Origin of the sequence: Kocuria sp. WRN011, assembly GCF_002295155.1 — a bacterium.
Lineage (GTDB): Bacteria > Actinomycetota > Actinomycetes > Actinomycetales > Micrococcaceae > Kocuria > Kocuria carniphila.
The window spans coordinates 1-24,990 of the sequence record NZ_NSGI01000013.1; the positions used below are offsets into that span (position 1 = coordinate 1).

Below are 24,990 nucleotides of genomic sequence, written 5' to 3' on the forward strand. Positions count from 1 at the left end.
GAGCCAACCCCACGTACTCAAACACCAGATCACGAACTTCATCATCGGTATACCCAGCAGAAATCGGCATCTCAACCCCCTCACCGGTCATGACCACCATGACTCACAACCAGTCTGACAATGAGGGGTTTGCAGTGGTGTTGGGAACGGATGGCTCTGCGGCGTCCCTTGATCGAGCTCGGACCTATCTGTCGGCACTGGATGTCGCGGAGACACCTCCCATGTCACGCAGCGATGCCTCCGCCACGTGGAGTACCCGTCTGATTGCCACGTTGACCGTCTTAGCGAACCTGGGGATGTTCGTGGCCGTAGTGATTGCCGGCCTGTCACTGGCGGTCTCCACGGCGGCGTCGATCCTGGAACGTAAACGGGTGTTCGGCTTGCTCCGCCTCATGGGCATGCCCATATCCCTATTGCGGGGCATTGTGGTCAGGGAAGCGGTCCTGCCCTTGATGACTGCGGTCATCGTGGCCGCCGGCCTCGGTTACCTGATGGCGGCACTCATGCTCAACGGCCTGGACGGCACGCGGTCGGTTTCCTGGCCGGACGGGTCATACTTCCTGACTCTCGGTGTGAGCGCGGCGCTCGCCGTTGGCGCCGTTGTCGTGGCGTGTGGGTTGCTTAGGCAGCACAGGAACGTGGTGCTGACGCGATTCGAGTGACAGTCACAGAAAGTGGGGGCGATGCCTCTCAGTTCCAGACGAAACCAGGCTGAGAAGAAAGTCTGTTTTCTGCAGCCAACTTGGCCAATCGAAGAGAGCCATCCAGCGGATCGCCGTGAGGCGGTCCAACGACAGCATCTGTTGTGATCCGTTCTAGTTCTCCAATGAACGAGGACCTGAGGGTGTCGCAGACGTTGGCGAGCCCGCCCGTCAGGACCACGTGGTGCGGAGTGATGTCAGAAAGGGCTGCAGTTGCGCTTCGGGCAGCTTCACGTCCTGCGGCTCGGAGGATTTCTGTGGAGGCTGGATCACCCTGCCTGGCCAGGTCAACCACGTCGCGGGCAAATTCGGCAAGAAGCCCGGCACGGTCGTCTCGAGTGTAGAACTGAGACGGCCAAGTGCTAGGCGGGCCGAGGCGTCGTACTCCAGCTGCGAGCAAAGTTTGTCCGGAGGTGACGAATCCATCGTGGGATTGAAGCGCTAGTTCAAGACCTTGGCGTCCGATCCATGCCCCGCCACCCCGGTCACCCAATAGATGACCCCAACCGTCGGCACGTTTCCAGGGCAGAGCTTCTGTGCCCTTTTCGGTAGGGCCGGGGTGTCCGATCGCTATGGCTCCTGTGCCAAGGGCGACCATTGCGCCGCCTTGGCCGGCCAGTGCACCCAGATGAGCTGTGACAGCGTCGATGGCTAACACAGCTGGCGCACCTGTGATCCGAACGCACTCTCGGGCCAGACTGGGTGGGTCATCGACCAGAGAGGCCAGACCGCTGGCGCCAATAGCCAATCCACTGATCTCTGCGCTTTCCTCGGGCCAGGTCTCTTTAGCGAGCGTAAGCAACTCAGCGACAAGGCTAGGGACGCTGCTTCCGCGGGGTCCGATGTGCAGTCGAGGCCCGGTTAATTCCCGACGGCGATCATCAGTTGTATTCATCAGCCCTACGCGGCTGCCCGATCCGCCGATGTCAATTCCGATGACCGATTCTGAGGCCTTCAAGAACCGTCACGTCCCTCGGAAATATCGCCATCTGTGTGCGCTGCGAGGAGTGCACCCTTGACCGATTGGCCATTCTCTCTCAGGAGATCCAGCGCGTTCTTCACAGTAACGTCCGCCAAAGCAACTACGATCGCGGCCTTGAGGTCGCCATCTGTCTGGTCCAAGAGTTTTCGGGCTGATGCATCGTTGATATCTGCAGCCTCACCGAGAATCCGTATCGTTCTATCTCTGAGTTTCTGGTTGGTGGCCACCACGGACACCATTAGGTTCTGCCAGGTCCTGCCGATGGCAACCATGAGTGAAGTGGAGAACGCGTTGAGCACGAGTTTCTGCGCCGTACCCGCTTTCAGACGTGTGGAACCAGTAACCACTTCGGCACCGGTATCCAATGCCAGAAAGTGATCCGCCAAGTCGGACAGGGGACTGAGGGGATTGTTGGCGATCAGCACAGTCTCGGCTCCAGTGCGCCGGGCCGCCTCCAGGGCCCCTCGGACGTACGGAGTCGAGCCGCTGGCCGTCAAGCCTATGGCCACGTCATCTTTCGAGAGGTTTGCAGCAGCTGCCCGTCCGTCCTCGACGGAGTCCTCGGCGTTCTCGACCGCGCTCATCAGGGCAGGTGGGCCACCTGCGATATGGCCGACTACACGACCCGGTTCCAAGTTGAACGTAGGCAGTAATTCACTTGCATCAAGTACACCGAGGCGTCCTGAGGTACCAGCACCGAAATAGTGGATGGTGCCTCCACCTTGGAGTCGTTCGGCAGCCACATCGACCACTTTTGCAAGGTCTGGCAGAACGGGAGTCACGGCCTCCAGCGCCACTAGATCTTGGCCATGGAGAACTCGTAGTACTTCCAGCGTGGTGAGTTCATCCAAGTTCTGGCTCAGGGGGTTACGACGCTCCGTGGGAGGCAACCACGTTGGGCCTTTGCCAAAAGCGCCATCCTCATCGTTCTGGGGTATATGGGATCGGCTCATCACTGCCTTTCGTAACGGGGGATCAAGACGTGGTCACTGTATTGGTGTTCCGGCGCTCGCCAGCCGGGTGGCGTAGTGACAACAATCCGCCCACTACAAGGGTGATGACCACGCCCAGCAATGGGTACCACTGCCATGCCACCCAAACCTCACCTGTCACGTACTTCTCCATGATGAAGAAGTACGCATTTGTCGCCACAGCGGCCACGAAGGCGATATTGGCGTCGAGCGCGCGGGCCCGTGAGTTGACGATGCCGAACACGAATGCACCGAGCAGGCCACCGTAGGTGATCCCGGCAACGCCCAGGGCCAGAATGACGATATTGCCTTCATCCGATTGGAAGACAGTTGCGGGAAGAATGAACGCCAAGCCCCAGCCAACGGTGGCCCAGCGGCCAACTACTAGTCCTTGCTGATCGGTCAATGGAGTCTTTCGGAACCGAGCCACTACATCGGTGACCGTCGATGAAGCGAGCGCCGACAGGGAAGACGACAAAGTCGACATCGCGGCAGCGAGTATGCCTGCCAACAACAGGCCTGAGATTCCTTGAGGAAGGCCCTCGATAATGAACTTCGGGAAAATCTCGTCATCGCGGGTCAGCCCCATCGAGGCGGGAGAGGCGTGGTTGTAGTAGCCCCAGAGAGCCAGGCCGACCAGGAGGAACACTGCGAACTGGAAGAAGACCACGACGCCGGACCAAATCAGTGCCTTCTGAGCCTCCACCTTGGAACGACAGGCCAATAGTCGCTGGACGATCAACTGGTCAGCGCCATGAGACGCCATAGCGAATACGGCACCGCCAAAGAATGATGCAATGAACGAAGTGTCCGCAGAAATCGGGTTTCCTTCGAAAACAAACATTGTGAATTTGTCGGCACTGACGGCGTCAGAGATCCAACCTGAGCCAGTGACCGACGTGATCACAATAATTGTCAAGATGCCGCCAGCCACGTACAAGAGCATCTGAGCCACATCGACCCAGACCACGGCCCTGATTCCTCCGATGAAGGTGTACAAAATGGTGACGACGGACAGCACGACAATGATCGTGAAGTAGTTGGTGTGGAGGCCCATGCCGTCCAGGATGATCTTGAGCGGGATGGCAGCAGCAAGTACGCGGATACCATCTGCCAATAATCTAGTGAAAAGAAACGTCACGCCAGCCGTAGTTTGAGTGCTCCGACCGAATCTCTTGCCGAGGTAGGCGTATGCGGTCACCATTTCACCGTCGTAGTACCTGGGCAACATTAGGAACGCGACGACTACTCGCCCGAGTATGTAGCCCAGACCGAGTTGTAGGTACGAAATATCGCCCAGGTAGCTCATTACAGGAATACCGATCACTGTCAGAGCGCTGGTTTCTGTCGCGACTACCGATAGGCACACTGCCCACCAGGGAATGTTTCGGCCGCCCAGGAAATAGTCCTTAGATCCAGACTGCCGGCCACTGAGCCGCAACCCCAGCCAGGCCGTGGCGACCAGATACAGGACGATCACCAGTAGATCGAGGGTGTGCATGGTGCGTCTCCTTAGTACTAAAAACTGCTAGATCAAGACGTTCAGTCGTTTGGGTGGATCCTTGAACGGATTAGGTAATCGGAGTGGTCCGCTTCCTGGGGACAGTCGTCCCGCTATGGATGTTTCTTCCGCCCCGGTGGCGCTTGGCAGAGAGCCGGGCAACCCGTGCCAGCTCAACCATCCGAGGAGTGCCATGAGACAAGACTCTTTGGCCGCCTCCGGCAGTCCAAAGGTTTCCTCGGTGCTCATCACGGGGATGCCAGTTCCTTTGGCTGTGCGGAGCTCTATTGACAGTGCTGTCATCAGGGCCGGGTTACGAGTGCCTCCGCCCGATGCGATCACCTCAACCACTCCTTGGCGGATGCATTCCTGCGCGACTGTGCGTGCAGTGAGGCTAGTGAGTGTGGCAATGACATCCATGTCGGTGACCGAGATCTGCTGCGGGAAAGACGCGCGGTATTGAGCCAGATGTCGGTCCAGGTATGCGGCGTTGAAGAGTTCTTTTCCCGTGGACTTGGGAGCTGGCTGCGCATAGTACGGATCGCTCAACAACTGATTGAGCAACGCGGGAATGACCTTTCCTTGCAATGCGTAACTCCCGTCCCAGTCATAGCCACGTGAATTCCCGGAGATTCTTCTCGCCATGATGTCTAGGAGCGCATTCGCAGGGCCAGTGTCATAGGCGATCGTGTCTGAGTGAGGCGAGACCACAGTGATGTTGGCAATGCCACCTAGATTAAGCATCGCGGTGGGCACGTTTCGGTCGGCCAAGAGCAACTGATCCATCGTGCTGACTAGGGGCGCACCTTGTCCGCCCTCGGCCACGTCCCTTGCGCGGACATCCGAGAGCACAGGAAATCCGCAACATTGAGCGATCCAGGCGGGTTGCCCCACTTGCAGCGTGGACATGACCTTTCCAGCAATCACGTCGTGGCGGATCGTCTGCCCATGGAACACCGCCAACTCGCACCGAACCCCCGTGTCATACGTGAGCTGCTGAAGTGCTTCGGCAGAAGCCTGACCTAACCGCGCATCAACGCTGCTGACCAAAGACACTGGTACGGGTGCCCCGCTAATGAGAAGGAGGATGTCGTTCGCGAGATCGGGGTCGAAATCGAATTCTTGGTACGCAAGTAATCGCATGTCCAATGTCGAACTGTCCGTGATGCTAACCGACATGTCGACAAGAGCGACGTCCAGGCCATCAGCGGATGTGCCGGTCATGATGCCAGCGATGATCATGATCGTGCAGCCTTTCTGGCCATGGGAATCGCCAGTTCGGTGTGGATTTTGTACCGGTCGCCTCGATACACGGAACGGACGAATTCCACAGGATTGCCGTCGGATCCCCACGACACTCGTTCGAACAGAAGGGCCGGTAACTGCGGAGCTACTTCAAGTTTTGAAGCCTCGTTCTCCTGGAGAACAGTGGGTTCGATGGTCTGGGTGCTTCGAGTCATCGAGATGCCGCACCGGTCACTCAACAGCGCGTAGAACGAGTGGTTCTCGAGGTCTTGGGCCGTCAACTCGGGGATCAGGGTCCGAGGCACTGTGAGTTCTTCAAGCGCAATGGGTTCATCATCAGCCAGACGAAGCCTGGTGATGTGGAAAACTTCGGCCGATGCTGCGATGCCCAATCGCCGGGAAATCCTTGTCCCTGCTGGGACGATTTCGAAATCGACGGTGCGTGAACCTGGACGAAGTCCTCGAGCATTCATGTCTTCGGTGAATGAATTCGCGACGAGTGATTGATCGAGCTTCGGACTGAGCGCGAAAACTCCGGAACCATGGCGACGACGCACAACCCCTTGGGCCACCAGCTCGTCGATGGCGCGCCTGAGAGTCATTCGTGACACGCTCATTTCCCCAGCGAGTTCGCGCTCGGGCGGAAATGGTTCACCGGGGGACATGGACTCGAGTCGGTCCAAAAGGTGATCGCGTACCGCGTGGAATTTGGTCACATCTCCATTGAGACACAGAGCACATTCATAAACAAGACCAATGGTCTAGTTTTTGACAGCGCTTGGGGCATTCCGTTCACCACCCCGAGCAGTGGCACACTAGTCCCCATGCTGACTTTCGGTGATGACACTGCCTGGACCGCGGCCGAGGACCGCTACGACGCCATGCCCTACCGGCGGGTGGGAAATTCGGGTTTGAAGCTGCCCGCGCTGTCCCTGGGGCTATGGCACAACTTTGGCGATGACACCCCGCTGGCGAACATGCGTGCCACCCTGCGTAAGGCGTTCGACCTGGGCATCACCCATTTCGACTTGGCCAACAACTACGGCCCACCCGCGGGTTCAGCCGAGTTGAATTTCGGCCGCATCCTCCGCGAGGATTTCGCACGGTACCGCCAGGAACTCATCATCTCCACCAAGGCGGGCTGGCAGATGTGGCCGGGCCCGTACGGGGGAGTGGGCGGCTCGCGGAAGTACCTCCTGGACTCCATCGACCAGTCCCTGGAGCGCATGGGCTTGGACCGGGTGGACATCTTCTACCACCACCGACCGGACGCCGACACTCCACTCGAAGAAACCATGGGCGCCCTGGACCACATCGTGCGGTCGGGTCGAGCGACCTACGTGGGCATCTCGTCCTACAGCGCGGACCTCACACTGGCTGCGCAGAAGATCATGAAGGAACTGGGCACCCCACTACTTATTCACCAACCCTCGTACTCCATGCTCAACCGCTGGATCGAGAAGCCCAACGAGCACGCGGACGGCAAGAACCTGCTCGCCGCCCTCACCGAGGCAGGCATGGGGTCCATCAGCTTCTCCCCGTTGGCCCAGGGCATGCTCACCAATAAATATCTGGGCGGTGTCCCGGAAGAATCTCGCGCGGCTGCGGGCAAGTCCCTCAACCCGGAATGGTTGACCGACAACACCCTGGTGCAGGTCAAGGAACTGAACTCGATGGCCGAGGACCGCGGTCAGACGCTGGCTCAGATGGCCATTGCATGGGTTCTGCGCCCGCAGGCCGAAGGTCAGGTCACCACGGCGCTCGTGGGGGCGTCGTCCCCGGAACAGATCACTGATTCCGCGGCGGCCATTCAGAACCTGGACTTCTCTGACGCTGAACTCGAACGCATCGACTCTCTGGTCACGGATGCCGACATCAACATCTGGGGCGCGGCAACGGACTCCAAGCACGCATGAGCACCACACAGTACCTGGCCCTGCTCGGCCTGTGGATCGCGGGCATCGTCTCGCCCGGCCCGGACATTCTGGTCATCCTCCGCAACGCGTTCCTGTCATCGCGCGGCAAGGCCATGCTCACGGCACTAGGCGTGATGATCGGCAACATCATCTGGATCACCCTCTCGCTCACCGGCGTCACGGTGGTGATCAACCAGAACGAGGTCCTCAAGCTGACCATCCAGATCGCGGGTGCACTGTTCCTCGCGTGGATGGGCTACGGCTCCATTCGCTCGGCGCTCGCGGCCAAGGCGAATTCACGACGTCGTTCGGAGACTACCCACGCGAGCCCGACGGGCGGTGCCGTACCCGGCTCGGGCGAGGCGGCGCCGTCGCCGGCCACCGTGGAGGCCGCCGAGCAGATCCCCGAGCCCGCGCCCAGCGCGCACGGTGGCGGGATCTTGGGTACCAAGAACCTGACCGGGTTCAGAGCGGTGGTGCAGGGCATCATCACGAATCTCTCCAATGCCAAGGCCATCGTGTTCTTCATCGCGTTGTTCGCCTCGGTGGTTCCGGCGAATGCGCTGTGGTGGGAATCAATGCTCGTGGCCGTGCTGTTGTTCGTGGTTGGGCTGGCGTGGTTCTGCGCGGTTGCGTGGTTCGGATCCGTGCCGGCACTGGCCGCGAGGTTCCAAGCGCATTCCGTGGGAGTGGAACTGATCGCGGGTGTGGTCTTCCTGGCGGTGTCCGTGCTGCTGCTGGTGGAGGCCGCGCTGTCCTGGTAAGCCCCAGTCATGACCGCCCGCAACGGTGCGTTAACCGACCCGTAGCTTGACTAGACTGTGGAGTTGGTTCTGTGCGGCGCGGCACTGCGGTGGTCAGCCACCCGTGTGTCGGCGCGGGTCTGCACAATGACCACTGACTACTTGATTCCCCGAGGAGAACCGTGTCCGAACACCCCATTCGCGTGGCCATTGCAGGTGTGGGCAACTGTGCCACATCGCTGATCCAGGGCGTGCACTTCTACCGCGACGCCGACCCGTCCGAGGCCGTCCCCGGCCTGATGCACGTGCAGTTCGGCGCCTACCACGTGCGCGATGTCGAATTCGTGGCGGCCTTCGACGTGGACGCGGCCAAGGTTGGCCTGGACCTCTCCGAAGCGATCCTGGCATCCGAGAACAACACCATGAAGATCGCGGACGTCCCCAACCTGGGCGTGACCGTGCAGCGCGGCCCCACGCTGGACGGCCTGGGCGTGTACTACCGCGAGATGATCACCGAATCGGACGCCGAACCGATCGACGTGGCCCAAGCACTGCGCGATGCCAAGGTGGACGTGCTCGTCTCCTACCTGCCCGTGGGCTCCGAGGACGCAGATCGCTACTACGCGCAGGCCGCCATCGACGCGGGCGCAGCCTTCGTCAACGCGCTGCCCGTGTTCATCGCCGGCACCGAGGAGTGGGCCCAGAAGTTCCGCGACGCCGGTGTTCCCATCGTGGGCGACGACATCAAGTCTCAGGTGGGCGCCACCATCACCCACCGCGTGCTGGCCAAGCTGCTCGAGGACCGTGGCTACGTGCTGGACCGCACCTACCAGCTCAACGTGGGCGGCAACATGGACTTCAAGAACATGTTGGAGCGCTCCCGTTTGGAGTCCAAGAAAATCTCCAAGACCCAGGCCGTGACCTCCAACGTGCCGCACGAAATGCGTGCCAAGGACGTTCACATTGGCCCCTCGGACTACGTGGGTTGGCTGGACGACCGCAAGTTCGCGTTCGTGCGTCTCGAGGGCCACGGCTTCGGCAATGCGCCCATCTCCCTGGAGTACAAGCTCGAGGTGTGGGACTCCCCGAACTCCGCGGGCGTGATCATCGACGCGATCCGCGCCGCCAAGATCGGCCTGGACCGCGGTATCGGTGGCCCGCTGACCTCGGCGTCCTCGTACTTCATGAAGTCCCCGCCCGAGCAGTTCGATGACGACACCGCTCGCGAGAACGTCGAGAAGTTCATCCGCGGCGAGGTGGAGCGCTAACGGCGCCTCTCAACCGACGGCGGCGCCCGGTACCGAAGCATTTCGGTACCGGGCGCCGCCGATTCAGTGGGTACCTGAGATCCGAAGCATCCCCGCGCCACTCTTACCCCAGCAGAATGCTCAGAATCTCAGGTTGCAGATCTATCGCCGGTCCTGCCCCGCCAAACCGGCGCGGGAAATGATGTAGTCGACCAGCGGATTGTAGAGGTGCGGGGCCACGTTGTCGTCCAGGGGAACGGTGACCTCCACGTCACCCTGGGCCTCGGCCACGAAGATACCGGGGTCGTTGCAGTCGCCCATGGCGATGGTGCGTAGTTTGGCCCGCGAACCCGCGTAACCGGCCATGCCGTGGTCGGAAACGACAAGGTCCGGCTGCTCGCGACCCTCTGCGGCCAACTGCTCCAGAACCAGTTTCATAGGCTCGGGGGAGTGTGTGTGTCGCAGACCGCCGTACTGCTCGACCATCACGACATCCTCTACCTGCCGCACATCACCGTCCTCGAACGGGATGGCACCGTCCACCCGCAGCACACGGGCACCGGACTTGCGGGCAACTCGGGCGAGCCGGGCGTAGACGGGTGCGAGCCCGGCGGGGTGTGCCGTGGCGAACAACAAGCGTTTGCGGCCCTTGACGGCCTCACTGAAAACATCCGCGTACTTGTCGAGCGCGGCAATGCACAGGTTGGCGGAAATGGAGTCCTGGCCCTCCGTGTACTTGGGGTCCTCATTGATGCCTACGCGATCACGCATGAGCTTGAACACGGACTTGTAGGTCCAGTCCTTGGTCTGTTCGACGCCCATGTGCTGGTGCTGGTCGCCATCCAGGAAACCCTGGATGTTACGGAGGTTGGCTTCACGGGGGGTCGCTACGGCGCCGGTGATCCGGGATCGATCCAGATACCTGGCCAACGATTCACGGCTGAGATACGCGGTGGTCACACTCTCGAGTCTAGGTGTTAACGGGCTCGGCCGCGCAGCGTGTGTAAGCCACCTCATGTTGGGCGGCCACATGGTCCCATGTGAGTTCGCGCCCCCGCTCCGCCGCAGCCTGGGACATGGCCCGCCAGTGCTCAGGGTTCGACGCCGCTCGGTACAGCGCCTCCGCCCACAGTTCCGGGGTGCGCCCGGGCACCAACCATCCGGTGCGATGGTCCTCCACTGCGTAGCGCAGCCCGTCCACGTCGGTGGCCAGAACCGGCGTTCCGCATGCCTGGGCCTCCAGAGCCACCAGACCGAAGGTCTCGGACGAGGACGGCATGGCCACCGCATCCACGGAACGCATCAACTCGGCCAGTTCGGATGACGGCATGGAGCCTTGGAACTCGATGACGTCCGCCACGTCGTATTCGGCGACCAACCGATGCAACGCCGCCAGAAAATCTGGGGAGCCCACCCCCGCAAGGATCAGCCTGATCGCGCAGTCGGGGTGCTCGTGGCGCAACAGTCCCATGGCGGCCACCAGAATCTGCGGACCCTTGAGTGGCTGCATGCGACCCGCGCACAACACGGTGAACGGCCGCCCCGCCGCACGGGCAGAAGAAGACGGAGCAATCGAGGCGATCGACGTGACGGAAGGCTCACCGGAATCATCAGCGGAGGCGGTCTGCGCTCTTGGGTAGAAGATTTCCGGATCCACTCCCGGAGGAATCACACGAATCCGGTCCCGGGAGGCCCCGTAGAGCTCCACCATGTGATCGGCCTCGGCGGGTGTGTTGACCACCAGGGTGCAGGAACTGGCCACGAGCTCCCGTTCGGCAAGCTCGCGGGACGCGGGTTCCGGATTCTCGCCCGGCCCGGCGCGCAGGTTCTTCACCGCCGCAGAGGTGTGCAGCGTGAGCATCTGGGGGATCTTGAGAGCCTCACAGATTTCACGGGCCGCCACCCCGGACAGCCAATAATGGGCGTGGACGAGGAGGGGAGCGTCGTCGTCGTCGTAAAAAGTGGCGAGCGCGCGGCCGAACTCGACCGCGAACTCGGGGAGCTGTTCCTTGGGTGCACTGGCCGCCCCGGGAAGCGCCACCGAGAGCAAGCGGAGACCATTGGACAGAGGAGCCACCGTGATGCCCTCCGGATGCATAGGAACCCGGTCGAGAGTGGCCATGTCCACGTCCCAACCGCGCTGGGACAGCGAACGGGCCAGGTGCAGAACGTACACGTTCATGCCGCCGGCGTCGCCGGAGCCGGGCTGGTCCACGGGCGAGGTATGCATGCTCACGAGCAGCACGCGCGGCGGGGTCTGTTGGGGCACCAGTCCAGCCTAGCGGGAAGCGCCGCGGCACAGTGCAGTAATGGTGGTCGGGCGCGCGGCGGCGCGCGGAACAGGCACAATGGAGGGCGTGAGCGTAACAACGTCGTGGCAGTCCGAAGAACCCAGCGAGCGCAGCGCGGTCATCGACCTCTCGGCCGTGTGGCACAACGTGGTCCGATTAACGCAGTTGGCGCGCGGACGAAAATTGATCGCCGTGGTCAAGGCGGACGCCTACGGCCATGGTGCCCCGGAGGTGGCCCGCACCGCGCTCTCAGCGGGAGCGGATCTGTTGGGCACCGCGCACGTGAGTGAGGCACTCGCGTTGCGCTACGCAGGGATCACCGCACCCGTGCTCTCGTGGCTGCACACCACGAGCACCGACTTCTTTGAGGCACTGGAACACAACGTGTCCCTGGGGATCAGCGGTTGGGAGCTCGACGCCGTGCTCACCGCCGCCCGTGAGACCGGCAAGACGGCCACACTGCACCTCAAGATCGACACCGGTCTGGGCCGCAATGGCTCCACCGCCGGGCAATGGCCGGGCCTGGTGGAACGCGTGATGGCCGCGCAAAATCAGGGCCTGGTTCACGTGGAAGGCATTTTCACGCACCTTTCGGTCGCCGATGAACCAGCCCGCGGCGACGAGACCATGGAGCAGCTCAACGCGTTGACGGACGCGGTGCGGATCGCGCGCAAGGCCGGCCTGAAACCCGCCATGATCCACGCCGCCAACACGCCCGCACTGTTGTCCGCGGATCAGCTCGAGGACCCCGACTACATCCTGCGTGACGCCGTGCGCATCGGCTTGGGCATCTACGGACTGAGTCCATTCGAAGACCGCCCGCCCAAGGATTTCGGTCTGATCCCGGCCATGACCCTGCGCACGCGCGTGGCCAACGTCAAGGCTGTTCCGGCCGGACACGGTGTGTCGTACGGACTCACCTACCGCACCGAGGGCCCCACGCACCTCGCGCTCATCCCGCTGGGCTATGCCGACGGCGTTCCGCGCGTTGCGACCGGAGCTCCCGTCTACATCGGGGGCCGGGTCTACCCCGTGGTCGGTCGCATTGCCATGGACCAGTGCGTGATCGACCTGGCGCAGGGCCAGACCGTGACACCCGAGGGCCTCCCCGCCGGAACCCCCGTGGTGGACGAAGCCGTGGATCCCATGGTGCACATCGGGGACGAGGCCGTGCTCTTCGGCGCCGGTGACTACCCGTCAGCGACCGAGTGGGCGGACGCTTCTGGAAGCATCAACTACGAGATCGTCACGCGGGTGTCCCCGCGCGTGCCCCGTGAGTACACGAGCCACAGCCATCTGACTCTGGGGGACGTGACGGTGTCTCGCAGTGCCAGCGCCTTGGCTGCCCACAGCCTGCCGCAGGACCCGCGGCCCACGCGTGATTCCTCCGGGGAGTCCTACACCCAGCCGAACTGGACACTGACCCGCTATCCGTCCTCCGCGGAAGAAACCCAGCTGATCGCGCAGAAACTTGCCACGCACCTGAAGGCCGGGGACCTGCTCATGCTCAACGGCGAACTGGGCGCAGGCAAGACGACGTTCACACAGGGGCTCGGAGCGGGAATGGGTGTGCGCGAGGGCATCATTTCGCCCACGTTCGTTCTGTCCCGCAAGCACCCGAATCTGCCGGAGGGTCCCAACCCCGGTGGACCGGATCTCGTGCACGTGGATGCCTACCGTTTGGACACCTCAGCGGACATCGACAACATCGACCTCGAGGACACGGTGGAGTCCAGCGTGACCGTGGTCGAGTGGGGTACCGGCAAGGTGGAGCACCTCAGCGAGTCCCGTCTGGTCATCGACATCGTGCGACCCCGGGGAGCGGTGGGAGCGCCGTCGGCGGCCTTTTCCCTGAACTACGAGATCAACCAGAGCGCGGGCGAGACGGAACAGTCCGGCGCCGGTGCCCAGGGACCGGGCGAGAGCTCCGCGGCGGCCGAGGAGTCCCAGTCCCTCGCGAGCGCTCTCGATGCCCTCAATGAGGAATGGGATGAGGACGAGGAAGACACGGATGAGCCGCGCACCATCATCATGCGCGGCTACGGTCCCCGCTGGTTCGAGCGTCTGGACCTCTGAGCTCCGGGGCATCTGCTCACGTCGAGAGCCGAACTCGACGGCTCGAATCGTCCGGGCAGTGGCCCCCGCCACCGTGACCGGTCGTCGATGAACGGCCGGGTTTAGACTGTTCGGGTGCTTGTGCTGAGTCTGGATTCGTCGTCCATTGCGTCCGCGGCGCTGACCCGTAACGGGGAGGTGCTCGCGGAGTTCGCCACCCAGGACACCCGCTCCCACGCGGAGGCGCTTGCTCCGGCCGTCTACAACCTGCTGGGTCAGGTGGACGTTGAACCAGCACACTTGACGGCGATTCTCGTGGGCACCGGACCCGGTCCCTTCACGGGCCTGCGTGCCGGCCTGGTGAGTGGCCGCACCTTCGGCTTTGCGTGGAATCTTCCCGTGTTCGGCATGTGTTCTTTGGACGCGCTGGCCCATCGGGCCGCGCAGGGTGCAACGGAGGGAACCGAGTTCCTGGTTGCCACCGATGCCCGCCGCAAAGAGCTCTATTGGGGCCGCTACGAGGTAGGGGAGGACGGTCACGGCCGTTTCGCTCGGTCCGTGGACGGACCGCAGGTCACCGCGCCTGGCGAACTACCCAAGCTGCCGGTCTACGGCTCCGGTGCCGGGCGGTATGCCGACCAACTTCCGCACACCGTGGCGGACTCCACCGACTGGCAACCCACCGCAGCCGATCTTTCCCGCGCTGCCTGGGCGCTGCAGGAGCGCGGCACGGATCTGAGCACGGACACGTCCCCGCTCTACCTGCGCGAGTCGGACGCCAAAGTGCCCGTGCAACGCAAGAAGGCACTCCGGTGACCGGACACGAAGTGGCTCGCGCGGCGGCGTCATCGTTGCCGGAGGGCTACGCCCTGCGACCCATGCAACCCGCGGACCTGGACGAGGTCTACGCGCTCGAAACCGCGCTGTTCCCCGAGGACGCCTGGCCGCGCCACATGTTCGACGAGGAACTGGCCCACCCCACCCGCCAGTATTGGGTGCTCACGCGCGAGCAGGAGATCGTGGGTTACTCGGGCATGATGTGTATCCCTCCGGTCGCGGACGTCCAGACCATTGCCGTGGCCAGCGGGCACGAAGGCAAGGGCCTGGGCAGCGCACTGTTGCGCACCCTGCACGAGGCAGCGATCCACGCCCGCGGCACGGAAATCCTGCTGGAGGTGCGTTCGGACAATCACCGGGCGCAAGAGCTGTACAAGCGCTTCGGCTACGAACACATTCACACCCGCCCCGGCTACTACGGGGGCGGTCATGACGCGCTGATCATGCGCTGCGAGCTGGTTCCGGCCGGGCCGCCGCAGCGCAGCGCGGACGGAAGGACCATTCATGGCAACCGCTGAACCACTCGTGCTGGGTATCGAATCCTCGTGCGATGAAACGGGCGTGGGAATCGTGCGCGGCACCGAACTGCTGACCAACACGGTGTCCTCGTCGATGGACGAACACGTGCGCTTCGGCGGCGTGATCCCCGAGATTGCCTCGCGAGCGCACCTGGAAGCCTTCGTGCCCACGCTGCAGGCCGCCCTCGACGACGCCGGTGTGACGCTCGATGAGATCGACGTCATTGCCGTGACCTCCGGACCCGGACTGGCCGGCGCGCTCATGGTGGGGGTGGCCGCGGCCAAGGCGCTCGCGGTCGCCACGGGAAAACCGCTCTATGCCATCAACCACCTGGTCGCCCACGTGAGCGTGGGATTGCTCGACGACAATGACGAACTGCCCGACAACCTGGGCGCGCTGCTCGTCTCGGGCGGGCACACCGAAATTCTCTCGGTTCCGGATATCACCGGCGACGTCCGCTTGCTGGGCGCGACGATCGACGACGCCGCCGGCGAGGCCTACGACAAGGTCGCACGGCTACTCGGGCTGAGTTATCCCGGGGGACCGGCCATCGACCAGGCCGCTCGTGACGGTGATCCCAATGCGTTCCGCTTCCCGCGCGGGTTGACCGCGGGCAAGTACATGGGATCGGCCGACAAGCCTGGATCGCACCGCTACGACATGTCCTTCTCAGGGCTCAAGACCGCGGTGGCCCGAGTGGTGGAGACCTACGAAGCTTCCGGGCAGCCGGTTCCGGTCGCGGACGTCGCCGCGTCCTTCCAGGAATCCGTGGTGGACGTGATTTCCCGCAAGACCGTGCTCGCATGCACCGAGAAATCGATCGACACGCTGCTCATGGGCGGCGGCGTGGCAGCGAATTCACGGTTGCGCGCGCTGGTGACCGAGCGCTGCAATGCCCGGGGCATCGAGGTGATCGTGCCGCCGCTGAACCTGTGCACCGACAACGGGGCCATGGTGGCGGCTCTCGGAGCGCGGTTGGTGGCGGAGGGTCGCGCCGCGACCGGGATCGTGTTCACCGCGGATCCGGGGCTTCCGGTGTCCACGGTGTCCATTGGGGCGGCGTAGCGCTTACCCGGCACCGGGCTGAACGGCGCGTTGGGCAGTGTGTCCCGAGCGCGACTGACGGTGCGGCCCGTGCGTTACGAACGGGTGCGGTTCAGCCCACCGAGTTGCGGTTGCGCCCCACGATGTCCAGGACCACGGCGCGCAGATCGCCGTTGTGCTCCTTGGCCACGCGCTGCTGACGCTGGTACCCGGCACCATTGCGGATGATGTCCTCCACGCGCGCGAGTTCGTCGCTACAGCTGAGGTCGGAAGCAATGGGCTCCAGCTTGTTGAGGAGCTCGGTGAGATCCTCGGTGATCAGGCGCTCGTCACTCTGTGCGTTCTGAATGATGATGGCGTCCAGACCGTAACGGGCCGCGCGCCACTTGTTCTCCTGGTGGTGCCACGGCGGCATGGTGTGAATGGTGCCGCCGTCGTTGAGGGTGCGGGAGAAGGACTCCACGAGGCACTGGGTCAGGGCGGTCAGCGCGCTCACGTCGTGCAGGGTGGAGGGCCCGTCGCACACGCGCATTTCCACGGTGCCGAAGCGAGGAACGGGTCGGATGTCCCAGCGGTTTTCGGAATCGTCCTCGATCACGCCGGTGGTCAGCAAGTCCTGAACGTAGGACTCGTATTCGTCCCAGCTCTTGAACTGGAACGGCAGTCCCGCGGTGGGCAGCTGCTGGAACACCTGGGAACGGTGTGACGCGTAGCCGGTGTCGTGGCCGCACCAGTACGGCGAGTTGGCGGAGAGCGCGAGCAAGTGCGGGTAGTAGTTCAGCAACCCTTCGAGAACCGGCAGGGCCTTGTTCTTGTGATCCACGCCCACGTGTACGTGCAGGCCGTAAATCACCATTTGGCGGCCCCAGTACTGCGCGCGGTCCACCACTTTGTAGTAGCGCTCCTTGTCCACGACGGCCTGGTCCTGCCACTCCGAGAACGGATGGGTTCCGGCGGCGAAGATCTCCAACCCCTCGGGATCGGCGACCTTGCGGATCTCGTCCGACGTAAATTTCAACTGCGCGGTGGCCTCGGCTACGTCGTGGCACACTCCCGTGACCATTTCCACGGTGTTCTGCAGGAACTCACCGGTGACGCGAGGGTGGTCGCCGTCCTCGCCCATTTCGGGATTGGACGCGATGACCGCTTCGAGGACTTCCTGGCCGCGCGGTTCGAGCTCCCCGGTTTCACGATCAACCAGGGCGATCTCCCACTCGACGCCCAACGATGAGCGTTCGGAAGAGACGAAATCAATGTGCACGGCAGTGGTCCTCTCATGGGTGCACCGGGGATGTCCCGCAGTCCATGAGCGAGGCCGGGAATTCTTCACCGAATCTCGCACTGCTTAGCGGGTACTTCAGTGTACGGGGTCAACCACCAGCGCCGCGCGACGTTCTTTCCCGATTTCTTGCAAACGTGTCATCACCAGAGTGGCTTTTTCGGTGCCGCGAGGGGCCAGCTGTTTCCTGAGCTGTTCCGGAGTCACGTCCGTGCCGCGCTTCTTGATGGTCAGCGTGCCCACGTTGTGATCCCGCACCCACTTTTTGAGGGTCTTCACGTTGTGAGGCAGCACGTCGCGCACGCGGTACGCCGTGGCCAGCGGGGAGTCATGCAGCTCGTCCCCGGACAGATACGCGATGGTCGGGTGGATCAGGTGCGCGTCCAATTGCTGCGCCAGATCAGTGACCAATCCGGCGCGGATCACGGCGCCGTCGGGCTCGTAGAGGAACTCGCCCACTTCGCCCAGCAGGCCCCCTTCGGGCGCGGGGGAATCCCAAGTCTCGGAGGTCAGTTCCGCGGCGGTCGCGGAACCGTCCGCGCGCGAGCCCAGCACGAGCGCGGCACGGGCCACGTCCGGGCGGCGCACCGCGTTGAACCACAGCACCACCTCGACCACGTCGCCGTGATCGGAAACCCACTGTGCCTCTGCGTCGGCCGGCACCTGATCGTGAGGAATTCCGGGTCCCAGCTTGGCACCCACGGCCAAACCCTGCTCGGCCAGCCCCGACACGAAGGAGAGGGGAGGCGAAAACGCCTCGGGGTCGAAAACGCGCTGGGTGCGCCCCGAACCGGTGACCCGACGCGCGGGATCCAGCCAGACGCCGTCGGGCGCGCCATTCTCGAGGTCCGAAAAATCAAGGGTTTCGACGTCGCCGCACACCACGTTCGCGTTGGGCCACCCGGTGAGGTTGACCGTGGCCACGGCGGCGGTCAGCTCGTCCTTCTCGACGGCGGTCACGGTGCGTTCGAGGGCGGCCAGAGCCAGGGAATCCGCACCGATTCCGCACCCGAGATCGGCCACGTGGGTGAGGTCCGCCTGGGCGTATCGGCGGGCGTGCAGCGCAGCCACGGACCAGCGCGTGGCCTGTTCCAGACCGTTGCGGGTGAAGACCATGTGCTGAGCAAACTCGCCGAATTTGGCCTTGGCCTGGGTGCGCAGCTTGGCCTGCGTGAGACCCGCGGAAACCAACTCGGGGGAGTAGCCTTCCGCGCGCAGCGACTCGGACAACTTGAGCGAGCGCTCGGGATCGTAGGTTCCGATCGAATCCACCAGGTGCAGGCCCTGGGGCGTGAGGAGCTGGGCGAGGGCGTGCATCTCGGCATCGGCGGGGGAATTCACGGTTCCATCACATCACGAGCGCGCTCGCGGGTCACATGTAGTACATGCCCACGTGGTGGCCGTTGATGACCTCCACGCGGATATCCATGTCGTAGATGTCGCGCAGGATGTCCGGCTGCATGATCTCTTCGGGGGTGCCCTGACAGACGAGCGCGCCCTCCTTCATGGCCAGGATGCGATCCGAATAACACGAGGCGAAGTTGATGTCGTGAATCACCAGGATCACGGTCTTGCCGAGCTCGTGGGTCATGCGCCGCAGGAGCTTCATCATTTCCACGGAGTGCTTCATGTCCAGGTTGTTGAGCGGCTCGTCCAGGAGCACGTAGTCCGTGTCCTGGGCAATCACCATGGCAATGAACACGCGCTGCCGCTGACCGCCGGAGAGTTCGTCCACGTAGCGGTCTTCGAATTCGGTGAGGTTCAGGTAGTCCAGGGCGCGGTCGATGTGCTCGGTGTCCTCGGGCCGGAGTCGACCCTTCGAATGCGGGAATCTGCCGAAGCCCACCAGGTCGCGCACCGTGAGGCGAACCGTCAGGGTGTTCTCCTGGCGCAGAATGGACAGCTTCTTGGCCAACTGGTCCGAGGGGGTATTGAGCACGTCGTGGTCGTCCACGAACACGGAGCCGTCGTCCATAGTGACCAGGCGAGCAACCATGGACAGCGCGGTGGATTTGCCTGCCCCGTTGGCACCGATGATCGAAACCACCCCACCGGGTTCGATCTGTGCCGAGACATGATCCACCACGGTGGTCTCGCCATACTTCTTGGTGAGACCGGACAGCTCAATCACTTGATGGACCCTCTCAACAACAGGAACAAGAACAACAACCCACCGCAGAACTCAATCACAATGGACAGCGCCGTATCGAATGCGAAGACGCGCTCCAGGATCAATTGTCCGCCCACGAGCGCCACGATGCCGAGAAGCACGGAAATCGGTAGGATCCAGGCGTGGCGGAAGGTGCGGCACAGGGCATAGGCCAGGTTGGCCACGATCAGTCCGAAGAACGTAATGGGACCCACCAGCGCGGTGCAGACGCCCACGAAGATCGAGCAGACGATCAACACGGTGGTCACAGTGCGGGTGTGGTTGATCCCCAAGCTGATCGCGGTGTCACGGCCCAGGGACAGAACGTCGAAGCGGCGCCGCATCACGATCAGCGGAATGGTGGCGGCGGCAATGATGGCCACGGAGATTCGCAGCAGACCCAGGTCCACACCGGTGAACGAGGCGAACATGGAATCCTGCAGCACCATGAACTCGCTGGGGTCCAACAGGCGCTGCAGCAGCGAAGAAATACCGCGGAACAGCGTGCCGAACACGATGCCGATCAGCAGCACCAGGTGCAGTGAGAGCCCGGATCCCGTGAACAGCCAGCGGTACATGATGGCCGCGAAGAGCACCATGAGTCCGAGCTCCAGCATGAACAGGGGATAGGTCCCCAGCTGGGTGCGGCCCACGGTGCCGATCACGAAGATCAGCACGGTCTGGATCAGCATGAACAGGGAGTCGAAGCCCATGATGGAGGGCGTCAGGATCCTATTGGAGGTGACCGTCTGGAACAGCACGGTGGAGACACCCACGCAGAAGGCGACCAGGACCATGGTGAACACACGGTTGGCGCGGCGGGGGAGCACATAAGCGGCGTTGGCATCCAGGCCCAGGAACAAGTACAGGCCGATGCACACCAGGGCCAGCGCGCCGATGAGGGCGGTGACCATGGCCGGCGACACGGAGCGCACGACAAAGCGTTTGCGCTTCTGCTGGATCGCGTTGGGGACCGGCAGAGCGGCGGATTTGGGGGTCATCAGGAACGAGCTCGCTTCCGCAACAGCATGGCCAAGAAGATTGCAGCGCCCACCACGGCCACCACGGTTCCCACGGGAATCTCGAACGGGTAGCGGATCACACGACCCACGATGTCGCACACGAGCACGAAGCCCGCGCCGAAGACACCCACCCACGGAACCGACCGGCGCATGTTGTCACCGATCATGAGAGACACGATGTTGGGAACCACCAGGCCCAGGAACGGGATGGAGCCGATGGTCACGACCACCACGGCGGAAATGAGAGCCACGATGGTCATCCCCAGCGCCATAATGCGCTTGTAGTTCACGCCCAGGGTCGTGGAGACGTCCTGGCCCATACCGGCCACGGTGAAACGATCAGCGGCGATGTAACCAATCAGGGTGAGTGCTGCTACGAGCCACAGCAACTCGTAGCGGCCCTTGATGACGCCGGAGAAGTCACCGATCATCCACGTGTTGAGCGTCTGCAGCAGATTGAAGCGGTAGGCGAAGAACGTGGTGATCGCTGCGATCACGTTGCCCAGCATGATGCCGACCAAGGGAACGAGCAGCGCGTTGCGCAGCGGGATCTTCTGCAGCACGGCCAGGAACAGAGCGGTGCCGCCCACGGCGAAGACCGCCGCAACGCCCATCTTGCCGAGCAGTGGTGCGCTCGGAACCAGCACGGTGACGGCCAGCAGGCCCAATGAGGCAGATTCCACGGTGCCGACCGTGGAGGGTTCCACGAATTTGTTGCGCGCCATCTGCTGCATGATCAGACCGGCCACGGCCATGGCCATACCGGCAAGGATCACGGAGATGGTGCGCGGAAAACGGGAGACGGCCAGGAGATGAAAGGACTCTTGGAGTCCGGCGGTGTCCCCGCCGGCCACCTGACGCATCAGGGTGGCCGGCGTGACATCCGCGACGCCCACGAACGTTGAGATCACTGCCAGGACGAGCACCGCGAGAGCGGCGATCACCAGGGCACCGTTGGAGCGCAGCAGTCGCCTGAAGGGTCCGGGCCTTCCGGCCTGGTCCGAGCGATTACTTGCTCCGGGTTTTACAGCGGGTTGAGGTTCGGGAGCCGAACCGCCGCCGGTGTTCTCAGGTGCGTGAGCGATGGTGCTCACTTCAAGCTGTCCTGAACTTCAGTGATCATCTTGGGGAAGTTGTTCAGGCCGGGACCCACGATGTACCACGCGGAGGGATCCAGGTAGGTGATCTGGTCTTCCTTCGCGGCGGTGGTCTGGTTGACCAGGTCGTTGTCCAGAACCTGCTGAGCTGCCTGGCCGGATTCGCCCTGACCCACGGCCACGTCGCGGTCGATCACGAACAGGCGGTCCGGGTTGGCTTCGGAGATTGCCTCGAAGGACAGGGACTCACCGTGGGTGCCTTCTGACTGCACATCACCGGCGGGCTTCACGCCCAGGGTGTCGAAGATGATGTTGCCGAAGCGCGAGCCGGGGCCGTAGGCATTGATCTCACCGGCATTGGTCATCAGGAACATGGCGGAACCGGCATCAGTGGCGGCTTCCTTGGTGTCGGCGATCTGCTGGTCCACGCCCGAGAGTTTCTCCTCCACCTCGGATTCCTTGCCCAGGATCTGACCGATGGTCTCCGACTGCTTCTTGAAGGAGGCGACCGGGTCCTTCTGATCCATGGTCAAGTCCACGGTGGGGGCGATTTCCGAGAACTGGTCGTAGAAGTCCGCGGTACGGCCGGAAATGATGATCAGGTCCGGGTTGGCGGCCGAGATGGCCTCCATGTCCGGTTCCTTCATGCCGCCGGCGTTGACGTACTTCTCGTCCTGGTACTTCTCGAATTCGTCCGGCAAGGATGCGGGCTTGGGCAGGCCGTCGACCTCTTCGCCCAGGGCCTCGAAGCTGTCGATGACCCCCAGGTCCATGGAGATCACGGTCTCAGGGTTCTTGGGGACCTCGGTGGTGCCCTGGACGTGTTCCACGGTCACGGTTTCGTTCGAGGCGCTTTCCTCGGAGGAGGACTCGCCAGCGGCTTCGGTGGAGCAACCGGTGAGAGCGAGAAGGCCACCTGCGGTGAGCAGTGCCATGGCCTTGGGGCTGATGCGGTTCATGTCGTTCCTCAAGTGTTCAGGGAAGGTGCGGGATCGTGCGGCCGCGCAAACCCGGCGGCAATGCCAGGTAGGTACGACGGCGCCGTCGAACCCTGACCTGCGAATGCATCGTCTTAGGTTTGCCTTACCTGACAAACTAGCGGGAGGAATTGGGTGTGCGCAAGCTAATAGCGAACGTGTTACTTACCTAATTGTTTTCATCGGCGAGTGAACGTCTGGCACTCGCCTTGACCGACTGCCAGGCCAACCCTAGAGTGACTATTGGCACTCTCCGGGTGAGGGTGCTAAGGGCCAGGCGCTCAATCGGCACCGCGACGACGGTTGGCACGCCAACTGGCTCGTAGCGCATCCGCGGTCACGGGACCCCGTGAACCACCGTGGGCGCTCACCGTCTCATACGCCTAAAGAAAGGGAGAGATCGTGTCGGTCTCCATCAAGCCCCTCGAGGACCGCATTGTGGTCCAGCCGCTGGCCGCCGAGCAGACCACTGCTTCCGGTCTGGTCATCCCCGATACCGCCAAGGAGAAGCCCCAGGAGGGCACCGTCCTGGCTGTGGGTCCGGGCCGCGTCGACGACAAGGGCAACCGCATCCCCGTGGACGTCAAGGAAGGTGACCTGGTCATCTTCTCCAAGTACGGCGGAACCGAGGTCAAGTACAACGGCGAAGAGTACCTCGTGCTCCCGGCACGTGACGTGCTGGCAGTCATCGAGAAGTAAGTCTTCAGAATCCTTTCTGCGCGGTGCCCGCTGCGCCTACTCGTGAGTGGGTGGCGCACGGGTACCGCGTTTTTCACCCTTAGTTTTCTCGCCCGATAAGGAGCACACATGCCCAAGCAGTTGGCGTTCAACGACGCCGCTCGCAAAGCCCTTGAGGCCGGTGTCAACCGGCTTGCCGACACCGTCAAGGTGACCCTCGGCCCGCGCGGGCGCAATGTCGTTCTCGACAAGAAGTGGGGCGCCCCCACAATCACCAACGACGGCGTCACCATTGCTCGCGAAGTAGAGCTGGACGACCCGTACGAGAACCTCGGCGCTCAGCTCGCCAAGGAAGTTGCCACCAAGACCAACGATGTTGCCGGTGACGGCACCACCACCGCGACCGTGCTGGCGCAGGCCCTGGTCAAGGAGGGTCTGCGCAACGTGGCCGCCGGTGCGGCCCCCAGCGAGATCAAGCGCGGAATCGAAGCAGCCGTGGAGGCCGTGTCCCAGCGTCTGCTGGACAACGCCCGCCCGGTCGAAGGTCAGGACGTGGCCCACGTGGCCGCGATCTCCGCTCAGTCCCCGGAAATCGGTGAGCTGATCGCTCGCGCTTTCGAGACCGTGGGGACCGACGGCGTCATCACCATCGAAGACGGCTCCTCGACCGAGGTCGAGCTGGACGTCACCGAAGGTATGCAGTTCGACAAGGGCTACCTCTCGCCGTCGTTCATCACCGACCAGGAGCGCCAGGAAGCCGTCCTCGAAGACAGCCTGATCCTGCTCTACCAGGGCAAGATCTCTTCCGTGCAGGACCTGATGCCGGTTCTGGAAAAGGTACTGCAGGCCAAGAAGCCGCTGACCATCATCGCGGAGGACGTCGAGGGCGAGGCCCTGTCCACCCTTGTGGTCAACAAGCTGCGTGGCACCCTGGACGTCGTCGCGCTGAAGGCTCCCGGTTTCGGTGACCGCCGCAAGGCGATCATGCAGGACCTGGCCGTGCTGACCAACGGCACCGTGATCACCCCCGAGTTGGGCATCTCGCTGGACAGCGTGGACATGTCCCAGCTCGGTACCGCGCGCCGCGTGACCGTGACCAAGGGCCAGACCACCGTGGTTGACGGCGGCGGCTCGGCCGAGCAGGTCGCGGACCGCGTGGCCGAGATCAAGGCCGAGGTGGAACGCACCGATTCCGAGTGGGATCGCGAAAAGCTCCAGGAACGCCTCGCTCGCCTGGCCGGCGGCATTTCCGTGATCAAGGTGGGCGCCGCCACCGAGGTCGAGCAGAAGGAACGCAAGCACCGCATCGAGGATGCCGTTTCCTCCACCCGCGCCGCTCTCGAAGAGGGCATCGTGGCCGGTGGCGGTTCCGCTCTGGTGCACGCGTCCAAGGCGCTCGACGGCGCCGAGCTCGGTCTCGAGGGCGACGCCGCCACGGCCGTCGGTATCGTGCGCCGCGCCCTGGTTCAGCCCCTGCGCTGGATCGCCGAGAACGCCGGGCAGGACGGCTACGTCGTGGCCTCCCGCGTGGCGGACCTGGAACCGGGCCACGGCTACAACGCCGCGACCGACGAGTACGAGAACTTGGTCTCGGCCGGCATCATCGATCCGGTCAAGGTCACGCGTTCCGCTCTGCAGAACGCAGCATCCATTGCCGCTCTGGTACTCACCACCGAAACTCTGGTGGCCGAGAAGAAGAACGACGATGAGGATCACCATCACCAGCACTGATCTGC

At 63.2% G+C, this 24,990-nt stretch carries 23 protein-coding genes; 10 read left to right on the forward strand and 13 right to left on the reverse strand.

The features are described from left to right. Window positions 1-221 precede the first annotated feature (221 nt). The gene (locus CKW39_RS14370; RefSeq protein WP_158222962.1) at window positions 222-662 is read left to right on the forward strand and encodes an FtsX-like permease family protein; all 441 of its coding nucleotides are present in this window, start codon (window positions 222-224) and stop codon (window positions 660-662) included. Between the two features lie 28 nt (window positions 663-690). Here CKW39_RS14370 and CKW39_RS14375 read toward each other — a convergent pair whose 3' ends face one another. From CKW39_RS14375 to CKW39_RS14395, 5 genes are read right to left on the reverse strand one after another with little or no spacing between them, the layout of a single operon-like run. After that, window positions 691-1,659 carry an N-acetylglucosamine kinase gene (locus CKW39_RS14375; protein WP_256382236.1) on the reverse strand — a complete coding sequence of 323 codons (969 nt, stop codon included), beginning with the start codon at window positions 1,657-1,659 and terminating at the stop codon, window positions 691-693. After that, window positions 1,656-2,636: an N-acetylmuramic acid 6-phosphate etherase gene (murQ, locus tag CKW39_RS14380; protein WP_095798862.1), complete on the reverse strand. Its 981-nt coding sequence runs from the start codon at window positions 2,634-2,636 to the stop codon at window positions 1,656-1,658. The genes CKW39_RS14375 and murQ overlap by 4 nt, the downstream gene beginning before the upstream one ends. A 22-nt stretch (window positions 2,637-2,658) precedes the next feature. Beyond that, window positions 2,659-4,155, reverse strand: a complete 1,497-nt coding sequence (locus CKW39_RS14385) for a sodium:solute symporter (protein ID WP_095798811.1) — start codon at window positions 4,153-4,155, stop codon at window positions 2,659-2,661. A gap of 27 nt (window positions 4,156-4,182) precedes the next feature. After that, on the reverse strand, window positions 4,183-5,397 hold the full coding sequence (locus CKW39_RS14390) for an anhydro-N-acetylmuramic acid kinase (RefSeq protein WP_095798812.1): 1,215 nt from the start codon (window positions 5,395-5,397) through the stop codon (window positions 4,183-4,185). Further along, window positions 5,394-6,116, reverse strand: coding sequence for a GntR family transcriptional regulator (locus CKW39_RS14395; RefSeq protein WP_095798813.1), 723 nt, complete (start codon window positions 6,114-6,116; stop codon window positions 5,394-5,396). Before CKW39_RS14395 ends, CKW39_RS14390 begins: the two co-directional genes overlap by 4 nt. Window positions 6,117-6,224: 108 nt before the next feature. Here CKW39_RS14395 and mgrA point away from each other — a divergent pair, with 108 nt between their 5' ends. The 3 genes from mgrA to CKW39_RS14410 all read left to right on the forward strand — a co-directional run bounded on the left by mgrA (window position 6,225) and on the right by CKW39_RS14410 (window position 9,327). Continuing rightward, window positions 6,225-7,316 (forward strand): L-glyceraldehyde 3-phosphate reductase, encoded by a 1,092-nt coding sequence (gene mgrA / locus CKW39_RS14400; RefSeq protein WP_095798814.1) that lies wholly within the window; start codon window positions 6,225-6,227, stop codon window positions 7,314-7,316. Beyond that, window positions 7,313-8,080, forward strand: a complete 768-nt coding sequence (locus tag CKW39_RS14405) for a LysE family translocator (protein ID WP_095798815.1) — start codon at window positions 7,313-7,315, stop codon at window positions 8,078-8,080. The genes mgrA and CKW39_RS14405 overlap by 4 nt, the downstream gene beginning before the upstream one ends. A gap of 161 nt (window positions 8,081-8,241) precedes the next feature. Beyond that, on the forward strand, window positions 8,242-9,327 hold the full coding sequence (locus CKW39_RS14410; RefSeq protein WP_095798816.1) for an inositol-3-phosphate synthase: 1,086 nt from the start codon (window positions 8,242-8,244) through the stop codon (window positions 9,325-9,327). Window positions 9,328-9,468: 141 nt separating this feature from the next. Here the strand turns inward: CKW39_RS14410 and CKW39_RS14415 are convergent, their stop codons facing one another. Further along, the gene (locus CKW39_RS14415) at window positions 9,469-10,266 is read right to left on the reverse strand and encodes a phosphatase (RefSeq protein WP_173674345.1); all 798 of its coding nucleotides are present in this window, start codon (window positions 10,264-10,266) and stop codon (window positions 9,469-9,471) included. Window positions 10,267-10,276: 10 nt separating this feature from the next. Beyond that, a complete protein-coding gene (locus CKW39_RS14420; protein WP_254049451.1) occupies window positions 10,277-11,575 on the reverse strand; it encodes a glycosyltransferase in 1,299 nt (432 codons plus the stop codon). A 79-nt stretch (window positions 11,576-11,654) separates the two neighbouring features. Here CKW39_RS14420 and alr point away from each other — a divergent pair, with 79 nt between their 5' ends. From alr to tsaD, 4 genes are all read left to right on the forward strand, one after another. Beyond that, complete coding sequence (gene alr, locus CKW39_RS14425) at window positions 11,655-13,673, forward strand: alanine racemase (RefSeq protein ID WP_254049457.1); 2,019 nt, start codon at window positions 11,655-11,657, stop codon at window positions 13,671-13,673. A 114-nt stretch (window positions 13,674-13,787) separates the two neighbouring features. Next, window positions 13,788-14,468: a tRNA (adenosine(37)-N6)-threonylcarbamoyltransferase complex dimerization subunit type 1 TsaB gene (gene tsaB / locus CKW39_RS14430; RefSeq protein WP_095798818.1), complete on the forward strand. Its 681-nt coding sequence runs from the start codon at window positions 13,788-13,790 to the stop codon at window positions 14,466-14,468. Between the two features lie 62 nt (window positions 14,469-14,530). After that, on the forward strand, window positions 14,531-15,007 hold the full coding sequence (gene rimI / locus CKW39_RS14435; protein WP_095798865.1) for a ribosomal protein S18-alanine N-acetyltransferase: 477 nt from the start codon (window positions 14,531-14,533) through the stop codon (window positions 15,005-15,007). Continuing rightward, the gene (tsaD, locus tag CKW39_RS14440) at window positions 14,994-16,073 is read left to right on the forward strand and encodes a tRNA (adenosine(37)-N6)-threonylcarbamoyltransferase complex transferase subunit TsaD (RefSeq protein WP_095798819.1); all 1,080 of its coding nucleotides are present in this window, start codon (window positions 14,994-14,996) and stop codon (window positions 16,071-16,073) included. Before rimI ends, tsaD begins: the two co-directional genes overlap by 14 nt. A gap of 91 nt (window positions 16,074-16,164) precedes the next feature. Here the strand turns inward: tsaD and CKW39_RS14445 are convergent, their stop codons facing one another. The 6 genes from CKW39_RS14445 to CKW39_RS14470 all read right to left on the reverse strand — a co-directional run bounded on the left by CKW39_RS14445 (window position 16,165) and on the right by CKW39_RS14470 (window position 22,558). After that, entirely contained in the window at window positions 16,165-17,313 is a 1,149-nt protein-coding gene (locus CKW39_RS14445; RefSeq protein ID WP_095798820.1) for a glutamate--cysteine ligase, read from the reverse strand. A gap of 96 nt (window positions 17,314-17,409) precedes the next feature. Then, entirely contained in the window at window positions 17,410-18,672 is a 1,263-nt protein-coding gene (locus CKW39_RS14450) for a class I SAM-dependent methyltransferase (RefSeq protein ID WP_095798821.1), read from the reverse strand. Between the two features lie 31 nt (window positions 18,673-18,703). Beyond that, window positions 18,704-19,462: an ABC transporter ATP-binding protein gene (locus CKW39_RS14455; RefSeq protein WP_095798822.1), complete on the reverse strand. Its 759-nt coding sequence runs from the start codon at window positions 19,460-19,462 to the stop codon at window positions 18,704-18,706. Further along, window positions 19,459-20,481, reverse strand: a complete 1,023-nt coding sequence (locus CKW39_RS14460; RefSeq protein WP_095798823.1) for an iron chelate uptake ABC transporter family permease subunit — start codon at window positions 20,479-20,481, stop codon at window positions 19,459-19,461. The genes CKW39_RS14455 and CKW39_RS14460 overlap by 4 nt, the downstream gene beginning before the upstream one ends. Then, window positions 20,481-21,596: an ABC transporter permease gene (locus CKW39_RS14465; RefSeq protein WP_368630854.1), complete on the reverse strand. Its 1,116-nt coding sequence runs from the start codon at window positions 21,594-21,596 to the stop codon at window positions 20,481-20,483. Before CKW39_RS14465 ends, CKW39_RS14460 begins: the two co-directional genes overlap by 1 nt. Next, on the reverse strand, window positions 21,593-22,558 hold the full coding sequence (locus tag CKW39_RS14470; protein ID WP_095798824.1) for a siderophore ABC transporter substrate-binding protein: 966 nt from the start codon (window positions 22,556-22,558) through the stop codon (window positions 21,593-21,595). The genes CKW39_RS14465 and CKW39_RS14470 overlap by 4 nt, the downstream gene beginning before the upstream one ends. A gap of 420 nt (window positions 22,559-22,978) precedes the next feature. Between CKW39_RS14470 and groES the strand changes: the two genes are divergently transcribed. Further along, window positions 22,979-23,275 (forward strand): co-chaperone GroES, encoded by a 297-nt coding sequence (gene groES, locus CKW39_RS14475; RefSeq protein WP_095798825.1) that lies wholly within the window; start codon window positions 22,979-22,981, stop codon window positions 23,273-23,275. Window positions 23,276-23,383: 108 nt separating this feature from the next. Beyond that, a complete protein-coding gene (groL, locus tag CKW39_RS14480) occupies window positions 23,384-24,985 on the forward strand; it encodes a chaperonin GroEL (protein WP_095798826.1) in 1,602 nt (533 codons plus the stop codon). Window positions 24,986-24,990 lie beyond the last annotated feature (5 nt).

Bases quoted from the DNA above. Each gene is read 5' to 3' on its own strand.
- CKW39_RS14470 (WP_095798824.1), bottom strand. From the start codon at position 22,558: ATGAACCGCATCAGCCCCAAGGCCATGGCACTGCTCACCGCAGGTGGC.
- alr (WP_254049457.1), top strand. From the start codon at position 11,655: ATGGAGGGCGTGAGCGTAACAACGTCGTGGCAGTCCGAAGAACCCAGC.
- CKW39_RS14385 (WP_095798811.1), bottom strand. From the start codon at position 4,155: ATGCACACCCTCGATCTACTGGTGATCGTCCTGTATCTGGTCGCCACG.
- CKW39_RS14390 (WP_095798812.1), bottom strand. From the start codon at position 5,397: ATGATCATCGCTGGCATCATGACCGGCACATCCGCTGATGGCCTGGAC.
- rimI (WP_095798865.1), top strand. From the start codon at position 14,531: ATGCAACCCGCGGACCTGGACGAGGTCTACGCGCTCGAAACCGCGCTG.
- groL (WP_095798826.1), top strand. From the start codon at position 23,384: ATGCCCAAGCAGTTGGCGTTCAACGACGCCGCTCGCAAAGCCCTTGAG.
- CKW39_RS14460 (WP_095798823.1), bottom strand. From the start codon at position 20,481: ATGACCCCCAAATCCGCCGCTCTGCCGGTCCCCAACGCGATCCAGCAG.
- murQ (WP_095798862.1), bottom strand. From the start codon at position 2,636: ATGAGCCGATCCCATATACCCCAGAACGATGAGGATGGCGCTTTTGGC.
- tsaD (WP_095798819.1), top strand. From the start codon at position 14,994: ATGGCAACCGCTGAACCACTCGTGCTGGGTATCGAATCCTCGTGCGAT.
- CKW39_RS14405 (WP_095798815.1), top strand. From the start codon at position 7,313: ATGAGCACCACACAGTACCTGGCCCTGCTCGGCCTGTGGATCGCGGGC.
- mgrA (WP_095798814.1), top strand. From the start codon at position 6,225: ATGCTGACTTTCGGTGATGACACTGCCTGGACCGCGGCCGAGGACCGC.
- CKW39_RS14370 (WP_158222962.1), top strand. From the start codon at position 222: ATGTCACGCAGCGATGCCTCCGCCACGTGGAGTACCCGTCTGATTGCC.